Genomic DNA, 11,571 nt, shown 5'->3' with positions numbered 1-11,571 from the left:
TCATGGTGATGAGGGGGCAAGTCGACTGCACTTGCCGCCTTCTCCAGATCCAACGCCATCCCGCCGACCGCGCCTCTCGCGCCGCCAGGCCCCTATTCACAAGGAATACGATGATGACACCTGCAACCGAGAAGCTGATTTCCCTGGCAATACTGACCGCCCAACCCGGCAAACGCGACGCATTGCGTGACGGGCTGTTGGCGCTGATCGAGCCGACCCGCAACGAGCCCGGCTGCCTCGACTACGTCCTGTTCGAAATGCAGGAAGAGCCGGGCACGTTCTACATGCGCGAGGCCTTCACCGACAGGGCCGCTCTCGAGACCCACTTTCAAACGCCGCACTTCCAGTCCTTCGCGGCAACAGTGGACGATCTGCTCGCCCGCCCTCTGCAACTGGTGTTCCTCGACCAGGTTTCCGGCTGACGAAATCGAAGTCTCGCCCTGAAAGATGCGCCTTGCCAGGCCGGTGGCAAGCATTTCCGCATTCGGCAGTAGCCCACTTTCCCCTAAGCACGATCGGCTATCACGGCTCTGCAATTGCCAGTCGGCCAGAGATCGAATTGCGCGCCAAGGCGTGTCACGCGCTGGTCACGCGCAGAGGAAGAAGAGGTGTGCTAATACAACTATACCCGCAGCGGCGCGAGTGTTTGTCGTCAATCGCCGTATGGTTTGAGTGAGATCATGCAACGCTATCTTTTTCACATCCACCTGGCAGGCGTCACCAACCGCGACAAAGTCGGTACGCTGCTTGCCGACGATAGCCAAGCGGTCGAACACGGCCGCCTGGTTGCGGACGAGATCGCCGAAGAGGATGACTATCGCGGCGTCATCGTCGCGGTAGAGAACACCGAGGGCCGTTTGCTGGCAAGGTTGACGGCTTCCAGGTCCATGCCCCCCTGGCTGATCGCGACATCAAGGTTCGAGCATGCCTGGACGGAAATGAGAATTGATTTCAGTAAATTGTAATATGAAGATTTTAGCACGAACACGATAGACAGCCGGCCGAGGCAAGTTGCCGGCGAAGTGGAAGAGGCATCGGTGATGCCTCTTCCTTCAATATGATTTCAGAATGTCGCCTTGGCGCTCAGAATGAAGGAGCGGCCGGGCTCAAAGAGCGGCGTGACGGTGCCGAATTCCTGACCATAGGTGGCACGCTCTGAATAGGTCTCATCGAAGACGTTCTTGATTTCCGCACGCAGCGTCAGGTTGCTGTGGCTCGGCGGCTGATACTCGACGAAGGTGTTGAACACCTTGTAGCCTTCGAGCGTTGGAGCTCCAACCGCGACATCATCATTGTCGAGCGCGATCTCGACATCACCGCCGATGGTGACGCCCCAATCAATGAAGCTGTGCGCCGCCACCAGCGTGATGAACTCGCCGGCCGGGGCCGCCAAATAGATACCCGTGTCGGAGTCGGCCGGCTTTCCGTCGATCGAAACATCGATATTGGCGTACTTGACCTTGAAGTATCCGTCGCCCCAATCGTACCCGGCACCAAGCTCGAAACCCTTGGAGCGCACATCATGGTTCTCGATGGCCTTTGCGACCGCGTACTTGGCTGTGCGCGCGTCGTCGATATCGGTGCGGAAGAGGCTGCCTTCGAGCGTGAAACCCTCATGTTTGGCGACAAGGCCGAAGGCATAGTTGTCGGCCGTTACCGGCTCCGGGCCGGTTCGGTAGTTCCAGTTCGGGTTCATGATGAAGTTTTCGGCAAGCGGGACGCCGGCCCAGACGTGGGAGTAGCCGGCTTTGGCCGTCAGCAGGTCTTCGATCAGATCATATTCGCCGGAGACGTTGCCGCTGAAACCGGCATTGTCCCACTTCTCATTCGTGGTGCCGGTAAACCATTGCTGGTCGCCGCGCACGCCGAAAGAAAGCCGGGTGCGCTCCCAGGGTTCGAGCCGCGCCTGGGCATAGATACCGACATTGCGCGCCCGCTCGGTCGAAGCGTCGGATGGATCCTCAAGCTCAGCCTTGTCGTTGTAGAAATCGACGCCGGCGGTGATGCTGCCGATATCGAAACTGAACTTGTTCTCGAACTTGCCGTTGAAGCTGCCGGTTTCGCCGGCACCGGGATAGGGGACCGATATCGTGCTTGGCGGCACGGGTCGGGGAAAGATCGGGATCTCGAGCCGGGTCGAGCTGTAGGCCAGCACCACGGTTGGATCCCACCAGTCCTCGGGGGTGCTGTCGGTATAGGAGAACACTGTGTTCTGGCGGTCGAGGGCGTAGTCGCGCACGCGCGGCTCCCACGGCGGGCGGCCGGAGATGAAACCGGTGTTGGCGCGGAACGGCCGCGGCGCATCGTCATAGACACGCTCATGGCTGATCTCGAAACGGTCGCCGCTCTCGAATTCGTAGGCCAGCTTGCCGATCCCGCTCAGGAGATCCGTGCGTGTTCCTTCGACGATGCTGCCGTTACCGGATTTAAACTCGTCGCCCTTGGCGAAATTGAAATAGCCGAGGAATTCGAGCCCTTCCTGCATGCCGTAGGCGGAGATCCCGGTCTGGAAGGTCTGACCGTTGAAGTTGTAGTTGGAACTGATGAAGCCGCCATATCCGTCGCCGTCGAGCAGGTCGCGCGCATCCTTCGTCTCGTAGGCAATGGCGCCGCCGAGCGCGCCCGGCCCCGCATCCGCAGGTGCGATACCCGCATCGACACGCACCGCCTTCAGCAGGCTCGGATCGATGAGGTTGGTCGCGTTGTGATGGAAAACCTTGTTGTTCTGACGGCCGCCATCCATGGTCACTGCGAGATTGTTTTCCTCGATGCCGTGGACATAGACTTTCTGCGACATCGGCAGCGAGCTGCCAACCGCGATGCCCGGCTCGCCGCGGAAGACGTCGGCAATGTTCGCCGGATTGCGCTGTTCGAGTTCCTTCTGGCTGATGACGATCTCACCCACGCCGGTGGCGTCCCCGAACACCGAGATCGGGTCCAGCGCCGTGGATCCATCCGCCGGCACCACTGCCGCTCCGCCGCCGGCCGCCCCTGTCCCGATCACCGCCGTGCGCCCGCCGGAGATGCGATACTCGATGCCCGTGCCCGACAGCAGCCGTGCAAGAGCCTCCTCCGGAGCGTAGGAACCGACGACCGCCTTGGACATGACGCCACGGGAGACGGAAGCGGCGAGCGTCACCTGCAGGCCCGACTGCCGGCCAAAGACATTGAGTGCGTCTGAAAGCGGTTGGGCGGGCACGTTGAAGCTGCGTGTAGCGCTCGCTTGAGACGGTGCATCCTGCGCAAATGCCCGGCTCGGCCAGTTCAGCGACGTGGCCAGGCAGATCGCCATTGCCGTCGTTGTCATCAGCCGCCCCATCGGACGCCCGCCGTCGTCGCCCCACTTCAAACGACGGGATCCCTTGCGGCCTTGCGATATGCACATCGTAGTCTCATCTCCTTGAATTGCGCTCCGTTGCCGAGCGCTTTCCAACAAAGACGAGGGCCTCAGTTTTTTTTCTCAGAAAAATTGAATTTTCTTGTCAGGATTTTCAGTATTGCGTCAGGATGCGACCGTAGGCCGACAACGTGCGGACGCGGCCGCCATAGGGTTCGACCAGCGCCTTCAAGGCGCTGTCCGTATCGTGAAGATCATAGAGGCCGGTGACCTTGAGACCGGCGAGCTTGCGGTCCGGCACCGCTATCCACGCCGAGTGGTAACGTTGAAGCTGCTCGGCGACCGCGCTGATGGACGCATCCTTGACGAATATCCGTCCGCTGCGCCACGCGGCGACCTGATCGGGCTGGATGGTGTTGCGGGTGACCGCGCCGTCGCTCGCATTCACGACGGCCATCTCGCCCGCAAGCAGCCTGAAGTCCGGCGTTTTTCCGGCGTCTTCGACCGAGACCTGGACGACGCCTCTTTCCAGTTCGACGGTCGTCTCCCCTCCCGCAAGCCGGACGTCGAAAGCGGTGCCGACGACCAAAACCGTGACGCCTCCAGCCTCCACCGTAAAGGGGCGGGCCGGATTGTGCGCGACATCGAAAAAGGCTTCGCCGGAAAGCAACGTGACGTGGCGCCCGGCGGCGGACATTTCGGTCTTGATGGCACTGTCGCCGCCAAGCTCGATGACCGTTCCATCCTCCAGCGCCACTTTGGCATTCTGGCCTGTGGCGGTGATGTGATCCGCCTGAAGGCGGATCAGCAGGGACGGGCCGGCAAGGACAAGGAACAGGCTCGCGGCAAGGGCAGCGACCGCGGCCATGACCGGGCGGCGCCAACGACGCCTGGCGAGCGGAATGACATTGGCGCGCGGGGCGCTCGCCCACAGATGTTCATGGACAGGAGCCACTTCACCCATGAGCTCCCACGTCCGCAGCGCATACTGCCATGCCCGCCGATGATCGTCAGAGCGATGCAACCACCGCTGGAAATCGGCGGCGAGGTCGGGACAATTGGGCTCAGCCTTCAACCGCAGAAACCAGTCCATGGCTTCTTCCAGTGTAGCGGCTGCGATTTCCTGATCTTGGGTCAATTATATCCTACGCCGGTCTGGGCCTCTTCCGAGGCACTTCTACCCGAACATTCCCTCTTTTGACAAAGACGAATGACGCGCTTTTTTTTCTCAGGGAGCGACCACTTTAAGTCGCGTTGACCAGAAGCGCCGTGGCAATCTTCATCATCGCCGCCGTGACGTAACGATGAGCGCTGGCGGTCGATATGCCCAGATGCGATGCCACTTCTTCAAGCGTGTAGCCGCCGAAGCGGTGCATCTCGACGGCGACCCGCGCCTCGACAGGCAATTCGGAGAGGATCTGCGAGATCCGGCGAACGTCGTCGCACAGCAAAGTCGATTGCTCAGGCGTCGGCACGTCGGCGGGTACCGACCAGAACGGCACATCGTCCTGATGACCGATCGCGGCCACCTTCCGGCGCCTCAGCACGTCGAGCGAAAGGTTCCTGACCGTGCGATAGAGATAGGCGAGGAGCTGGCCCTTCGAAACCGATCCTGTACTGGAGGGCAGGAACCGCACAAACGCATCCTGGACGATATCTTCGGCAGCATCGCGGGAGCCGAGCAGGCGGACCGCATAGGCGATGAGCGCCGGACGGTGGGCAAGAAAGATATCGACGCGCGTTTCGGATTGGGTCTCGGTCGTCATGGGATCCTGGCCGGGAGCGGGTTCGTCCGCGTTGAGTGCTTTGCGCGAACGGGCGTAAAATTGAAAACATGCCTATAATAGTCAAGTTTAAAATTCGGCTAGCGGCGAACTTTTCCCCCAGAAGAAGGAGGGTGTGTCTCAATCGCCGCGCTACTCCGGCAGGGCCGTGCCAGCCGGTTTACGAGACGCGAGATGGCTGTCGTGAGAGCCGGGCATGACCAAAACCAGGCACCTATGGGGGTTGCGGCAACTCTGAAGCGCAGGAAACAGCGCACGCAGGCAGCTTGCCACGATGGGGCAGGGCCGCCACTCGGTGATCAATGCGCCTCCCGCCAGAAATTGCAGAGCACGATTCCGGCCCGATCGCAGCGCAGCATGTGACGATCGGTCCGAATAAGGATACGCAACGATGGTCGGCACTGGCGGCCGTGGGTGAAACCTGGTGATTGTTCGCCGGCGCCCGCACAGGTCAAACAGGGTCCGGCAATGCCGCTGGATGCAAACGATCGACGGCCAACGCGCGAGCCGTCGTGGATCACCGCCGGCATGCTTGGTCAAGACCGCGGTCTTGTCGAGAGGCTGCGGGGTGCCGCAATGCCGCAATCGCGGCTAGCCGTCCATAGACTTTCGCACGGTCTCGCTCCTGACGACGAGCCCCTTCTTCGCCGCATCTTGCGCGAGCGTCTTCCAGCTGTTTCTGATCGATGTCGCCATCTGGAACCAGGAACGGTCGACGCCGTTCGCCTCAAGCGTCTCGATCAGTGCATCCATCCGCGAGACGCACTCGTCGATGTTCAGGTGCAGCCGGGACAGCTGGTCGAGCGTAATGCCGGGATGAGCCAACAGCTTCGGTACAGTTGTCGCCGCCTTTTTGACGAGTTCGTCTTCTTCGATCAACGATCGCTGCCATGCCTCGGACATAACTGCCCCCAATCCTTACTCTGAACAACAGGATCGGCGCAGGCCTGTCGAGGGTCAACTCACAATAACGGGCATGAAGCCGACCCTCTCCGGACAGGTTGCGCGCCGCCAGAAAGGGCTGGACGAAATGGGTGGTATGCAAAAGGATTTGCAGGCAGCCTCCAACAGCAGCGCGACACCGATGGCCACCGCGTCAAACGACGGTGATCTGATTGCGACCGTTGCGCTTGGATTGATAAAGGCCCTCGTCGGCTCGTCGCAAAATATCGCCGATCGTCGCATCCGACCTGGAAATTTCGGTGAGACCGCCGCTGATCGTGGAGAAAAGCTCCAGCCTGTCCTGCAGTTCCAGCGAGATTTGCTGGCGCAGCATGTCTGCGATGAACCCGCCCTCACTGCCTGTCGTTGCCGGCATCAGCACAACGAACTCGTCGCCGCCAAGACGTGCCAGGACGTCGTCCGATCGCAGTGCCCGCCGGCAGACGATGGCAATGGTCGCCAGCAGGTCGTCGCCAACGGAGTGCCCGAGCTCGTCATTGACCGCCTTGAAATTGTCGACGTCGAACATCAGCAGGCATGTCGGACGGCGGGTGCGAGTGGCCAGATCGAACTCGATCGCAAGCACGTCGAGCAGTTTTCGACGATTGTAGAGCCCGGTCAGGGGATCGGTTTCGCTTTGCAGACGCAACTGATGCTCAATGGCGTTCTTTTCGGTGATGTTGCTCGCAACCCAGACCACGGCGTCCTCGCCGTCAACAGGGAAATCGAGCGCCTGTACACGGCCTTCAAACCAGATCGGATGATCGGGACCGGCATCTTCAAGACCCTTAACATCGCTTCCGGCTAGGCTGTATTCGACGATGTGCAGCGCCCTCGAAGCAAGCGCCTTTTCGATTTCCAGCGCGAACCACAGCGCCTTGTCTTGGGCCAGAACGTCAAAAACGCTCTGGCCGACGAGACTGCTGCCATCGTGATAGTAGCGGTGGTCGGCGCCACCGAACAGGGCCGCATAGCGCCCGCTGCGCGTCAGGATGAACGCCGGATCGGGCAAGGCGGCAAGAATGAGGCTGAGTTGATCGCGGGAGAACCGCACCTCGTTCCTCACAGGTGCATCCGCGCCGGCACGACTAGGCGATACGCTCATGACGATGGCATCCAGGCATTGTCTTCTTCCCTCGTCTCCCCCTGCCCCACGAAAGAGCAGGCGGCACAGACTTGGCTCACAGCGATGCTGTCGCAAAAAACCTTCGAAATATTCAATATTTCTAAGCTACATCCACCAGCGCCCATACGCGAGCATGGAACCGCATCCCTCGGCAACCTGGAGCGTAAGCCATATCCGGAAAAAAGCACATCAGTGCGACAAAGACATGGGACACTGCCCGCACGCTTTCGGGATCCCCCGAGCGGACGGTTGCGCTTGTCTGTGGGGCTTGTCGCTAACGGCTGACCTCAGCCGCTGCTTCATGCCGGGCTAGATCGAGCGACTGCCCGGGCGTTCCTCGTCGGAAGCTTCTTGAATGTTCCGGCATGGCCGTTCATCTGGGCAGCCATCGAGGCAAGAAAAACGTCCATCCCGTGGCCGATCGGATACTGCTCCTTCGGGTCGATGTGGAGATTGACGTGCGGCTTGCTCATGGCGAATACAACGTTCGACAGCCGACGCTCGGATGCGTTATGCACGAACCGAGAGGGGCCGCTGGCCGAGGCGCGTGATGCAGACAGACGACCTGAACCTGAAATCCCAGCGCCCGTTGCCGCCGCTCAACGCGCTGCGTGCCTTCGACGCGCTGGCCCGGTGCGGCAGCCTGCGCGCAGCCGCGATCGAGCTTGGCGTCGTGCCCGGTGCCGTGCGCCAGCAGCTTGCAAGCCTTGAGGAGCATTTCGGCTTTGCCCTGCTCGATCGGCAAGGTGGTCGCGTGACGCTCACTCCCGCCGGACGGCGGCTCGCCGATGCCGTCGGCGTCGCCTTCGCCATCGTTTCGCGTGCGGCCGAAGAGATCTCGTCGAGCGGCAGCACTGTCCGGCTGCGGCTCGGTGTGCCGATGCCGATGGCCTCGGCATGGATGATGCCGCGCCTGGTCGCGTTGCAGAACGCCGTATCCGGACTCGAGGTCGACATCGTTCCTGTTGCCGTCAACCAGTCGCTGACCGACATGCCCGAAATCGATGCCCTGATCGTCGGCGGCGAATACAGACCACTACCGGACATAACGGCAACCGCTTTCATGGACGACCGATTCGGCCCGGTGCTTGCGGCCGGCCAACCGGCGCCGATCGATCTCACTGATATGACTGCGCTGGTCGCCCGCACCGTGCCCTATCTCTGGGACGACTGGTTTCGCGAAAGCGGTAATCCACCCGTCCGCTTCCGCAAGCGGATCGAAGTGGACGACCTGACGCTGGCGCTCAGTGCCGCCCGCAGCGGGCTCGGCGTCACCATCGCGCCGGCGACATCGATCGAGGCGGACCTTGCCTCCGCTACGCTCCATGCGCCCTTTGGTTTCGTTAGCCGGCCGACCGGCTATCGTTTGTGCTGCCGTATTGCCGACAGGGATCGCAAGCCGATTGCGGCACTTCGTACCTGGCTTCTCGCAGAGGGGCGGTCCCTGGAAGGAAAACTGCCCTCTGCCGCAGTTTAATGTCTCTGCCACCGGACATGTTGCCCAGGGTATCTTGCCGGCACCATCGACAGACAGCCAGGATCCTCATCATGACCACCAACAACCATCCGTCCCGTATAGAGTGGGTCGGCCAAAGCTGCGCACTTCTGCGCGCCATTGCCGCCGAGTTCACGACGACCCGCCCGTTCAAGGGCTTGACGATCGGAACGGCGATCCATCTGGAGCCAAAGACGGTGGCCCTCCTGATGACGCTCAAGGCCGGTGGTGCGGAACTGGTGGCAACCGGCAATCTGAACAGCACACAGCCGGCGACGGTCGATTATCTGAAGCATCAGGGCATCGCCGTCATCGGCGGGCAGACGACCGATGCGACGGCCCATTCCGGCTTCATCGACGCCCTTCTCGATCACCAGCCCGACCTGCTGCTCGACAATGGTGGCGACCTTTTCGCCCGTGTTGCCGAGCGGCCCTATCGGAAATTGCTCGGCGGCACCGAGGAGACCACTTCCGGCCGGACCCGGCTGGAACCGATGCGCGACGCCATCGGCCTGCCGGTGCTGGTGATCAACGACAGCCCTATCAAGCAATTTGCCGAAAACCGCCATGCGGTCGGCCAGAGCCTGTTCGAAAGCTACATGCGCTTTACCAACCGCTCGACCAATGGCAAGCGCGTGACCGTTTTCGGCTATGGCGCCTGCGGCAAGGGCACCGCTGCCTGCTTCCGCAATGCCTACAGCGCCGTCAGCGTCGTCGACGTCGACCCGGTTGCAGCGCTCGAAGCCCATCTCGACGGCTTCTCGACGCCCGGCCGCGATGACGCCATACGCTCGGCCGACGTGATCGTCACGGTCACGGGCTCTGCGAACATCCTGACGACGTGCGATCTCGCCGCCCTCAAGGACGGCGTGATCCTCCTCAACGGCGGGCACTTCCCGCACGAGATCGATGTTTCCGCCATGCGCGCTGATGACGCGGTGGTGGCGGTGGAAACCTACCCTGACGAGGGCATCGAGACGCTCGTCCTTGCCGATGGACGGCGCATCCATAGTCTCGGCGCAGGGCACATGGCCAATCTTGCCGGGCCAAGGGCACTTGGCAATTCGGTCGAATCCATGGATCTCGGCTTTGCACTCCAGGCACGCTGCCTGGAGCGGGTGGCGAGCCGCACGCTCGACGCTTCGATGTGCATCGTGCCGGTACCCGGAGACATCGACGCCATGGTGGCATCCGCCTATCTTGAATTGCACCACTGAGGGAACTGACAGATGCTGCGCTGGGGAATTCTTGGGACGAGCTTCATCTCCGACACCATGGCCGAGGCCATCTCTGCGAGCGACGGCTCCCGCATCGAGGCAGCCGCCGGGCGCGATCCCCAGCGACTTTCGGATTTTGCCGCGCGACATGGCATCGCCAGGCACTACTCCGGTTACGACGCGCTGCTCGACGATCCGGCCATCGATGTCGTCTATGTCGGCCTGCCCAACAACATGCATCATGAGGCGGTGATCCGTGCCGCGGAAAAGGGCAAGGCCGTTCTGTCCGAGAAATCGCTGACCACGACGATGGCTGAAGCCGAGGCCCTGGCGCAGGCCGTGCGTGACCGCGGCATCTTCTTTCTCGAAGGCTTGATGTACCTCTGCCATCCATTGATGGCCAAGGCCGGCGAAATCTTGCGGTCCGGCCGGCTCGGAGCAATCCGCTCGGTGTCCGGCCTCTACGCCGCCGACATCTGGAAATTCGTCAACCCGATGGGCAAGGGGACGATCTTCAATCTCGGCTGCTACCCGGCCTCGCTGCTGCATTACGTGATCCAGACGGCCTGTGGGCGGGATGCCTTTTCAAGCCGGTCGACCAGCGCCCTCGGCAATGTCTCGTCGCATGACGGCAATATCTGCGACGCCAGTCTGTCGGTTCGTTTCGACAATGGCGTCCTCGCCACGCTGCAGTCGACCGACAGCTTTGGCATGTCCTTTTCATTTTCCATACGTGGAGAGCGCGGCACCTTACGGTTTCTCACCAATCCGTGGCTGCCGACTGCGGGCGAAAATCGCCTGGAATTCTGCGAGTATGGCCAGGCGCCCGAGGAAATCGTCGTTCTTTCCGACCATGACGCCTTCGGACATCAGGTGCGACTGGTCGAGAACTGCCTGAAGGCCGGACTGAAGGATGCCCCGCGACCCGCGCCACGGTTGGCCGATTCGCTTGAGATCATGTCGTTGCTCTCCGCCTGGGACGAACAGGCAAGGATATCATCCGCAAGCAGTGCTTAAACGGAGCCGCTCGCGCCCCGTCTCAGCCCATTTTCCGACGCCCGGCCACAAGGACGCGCGACCCCACCAAAAATGATTGCGAGCGGGTCTCGCGAGCCGTTTCTAACGTCATGGTTTGTGCGTAACAATCGCGAACCGCGCGAGGGGCGCGCGGCTTTGTTGGGGGACTTATGAAAAGATTGTTGCTCACCGCAGCGCTGTTTCTCGCCGCGGCCGCGGCCGGAAACGCCCAGACGGTCAACGCCGGCAAATACAATGTCGAAGGCACGAACCTGGATGGTTCCAGCTATTCCGGTACGGCGGAAATTACGCTTGCGAGCGAAACCACCTGCGTCATCGAATGGGACACGGCAGGCGTGAAATCCACCGGCGTCTGCATGCTCAATGGCAATGCCTTTGCCGCAGCCTATGTCCTGGGCGATGCCCTCGGCCTCATCGTCTACAAGGTCAACGGCGACGGCTCGCTTGATGGCACCTGGACGATCACCGGCAAGGATGGCAGCGGCACCGAAACGCTGACCGAAGCGAAGTAACACTCGCGGCGGAATGCGCTCGTCAATCAAGAAAACACCTGCGGTGGACACCTGCCCGTCGCAGGGCTTTGTTTGGGACGTGAAGGCTTGGAAGAAAGAGATAGAGCGTTTCTACGACTC

General features: G+C 61.5%; 12 protein-coding genes. 6 read left to right on the top strand and 6 right to left on the bottom strand.

Going from position 1 to position 11,571, the window contains the following annotated elements:
• Positions 1 to 113: 113 nt before the first annotated feature.
• Positions 114 to 422, top strand: a complete 309-nt coding sequence (locus ABIE33_RS13390) for a putative quinol monooxygenase (protein WP_429125638.1) — start codon at positions 114 to 116, stop codon at positions 420 to 422.
• A gap of 246 nt (positions 423 to 668) precedes the next feature.
• The gene (locus tag ABIE33_RS13385; RefSeq protein ID WP_429125636.1) at positions 669 to 965 is read left to right on the top strand and encodes a DUF6894 family protein; all 297 of its coding nucleotides are present in this window, start codon (positions 669 to 671) and stop codon (positions 963 to 965) included.
• Between the two features lie 98 nt (positions 966 to 1,063).
• Here the strand turns inward: ABIE33_RS13385 and ABIE33_RS13380 are convergent, their stop codons facing one another.
• The 6 genes from ABIE33_RS13380 to ABIE33_RS13355 form a co-directional block, all read right to left on the bottom strand.
• The gene (locus ABIE33_RS13380; protein ID WP_429125634.1) at positions 1,064 to 3,307 is read right to left on the bottom strand and encodes a TonB-dependent receptor domain-containing protein; all 2,244 of its coding nucleotides are present in this window, start codon (positions 3,305 to 3,307) and stop codon (positions 1,064 to 1,066) included.
• Positions 3,308 to 3,491: 184 nt separating this feature from the next.
• A complete protein-coding gene (locus tag ABIE33_RS13375; protein ID WP_429125632.1) occupies positions 3,492 to 4,430 on the bottom strand; it encodes a FecR family protein in 939 nt (312 codons plus the stop codon).
• Between the two features lie 151 nt (positions 4,431 to 4,581).
• Positions 4,582 to 5,103 carry an RNA polymerase sigma factor gene (locus ABIE33_RS13370; protein ID WP_429125630.1) on the bottom strand — a complete coding sequence of 174 codons (522 nt, stop codon included), beginning with the start codon at positions 5,101 to 5,103 and terminating at the stop codon, positions 4,582 to 4,584.
• 609 nt (positions 5,104 to 5,712) lie between these two features.
• The gene (locus ABIE33_RS13365) at positions 5,713 to 6,024 is read right to left on the bottom strand and encodes a hypothetical protein (protein WP_429125628.1); all 312 of its coding nucleotides are present in this window, start codon (positions 6,022 to 6,024) and stop codon (positions 5,713 to 5,715) included.
• A 193-nt stretch (positions 6,025 to 6,217) separates the two neighbouring features.
• A complete protein-coding gene (locus ABIE33_RS13360) occupies positions 6,218 to 7,168 on the bottom strand; it encodes a GGDEF domain-containing protein (RefSeq protein ID WP_429125626.1) in 951 nt (316 codons plus the stop codon).
• A 320-nt stretch (positions 7,169 to 7,488) separates the two neighbouring features.
• The gene (locus ABIE33_RS13355) at positions 7,489 to 7,662 is read right to left on the bottom strand and encodes a hypothetical protein (RefSeq protein ID WP_429125624.1); all 174 of its coding nucleotides are present in this window, start codon (positions 7,660 to 7,662) and stop codon (positions 7,489 to 7,491) included.
• 77 nt (positions 7,663 to 7,739) lie between these two features.
• Here ABIE33_RS13355 and ABIE33_RS13350 point away from each other — a divergent pair, with 77 nt between their 5' ends.
• From ABIE33_RS13350 to ABIE33_RS13335, 4 genes are all read left to right on the top strand, one after another.
• The gene (locus ABIE33_RS13350) at positions 7,740 to 8,666 is read left to right on the top strand and encodes a LysR substrate-binding domain-containing protein (RefSeq protein WP_429125622.1); all 927 of its coding nucleotides are present in this window, start codon (positions 7,740 to 7,742) and stop codon (positions 8,664 to 8,666) included.
• Positions 8,667 to 8,737: 71 nt separating this feature from the next.
• Positions 8,738 to 9,901 carry an adenosylhomocysteinase gene (locus ABIE33_RS13345; protein ID WP_429125621.1) on the top strand — a complete coding sequence of 388 codons (1,164 nt, stop codon included), beginning with the start codon at positions 8,738 to 8,740 and terminating at the stop codon, positions 9,899 to 9,901.
• A gap of 12 nt (positions 9,902 to 9,913) precedes the next feature.
• Positions 9,914 to 10,918 carry a Gfo/Idh/MocA family protein gene (locus ABIE33_RS13340; RefSeq protein WP_429125619.1) on the top strand — a complete coding sequence of 335 codons (1,005 nt, stop codon included), beginning with the start codon at positions 9,914 to 9,916 and terminating at the stop codon, positions 10,916 to 10,918.
• Positions 10,919 to 11,088: 170 nt separating this feature from the next.
• Positions 11,089 to 11,451, top strand: coding sequence for a hypothetical protein (locus tag ABIE33_RS13335; RefSeq protein WP_429125617.1), 363 nt, complete (start codon positions 11,089 to 11,091; stop codon positions 11,449 to 11,451).
• Positions 11,452 to 11,571 lie beyond the last annotated feature (120 nt).

The organism is Ensifer sp. 4252, from assembly GCF_050434565.1.
Classification (GTDB): domain Bacteria; phylum Pseudomonadota; class Alphaproteobacteria; order Rhizobiales; family Rhizobiaceae; genus Ensifer.
This window is presented reverse-complemented; position numbering and strand designations above follow the sequence as displayed.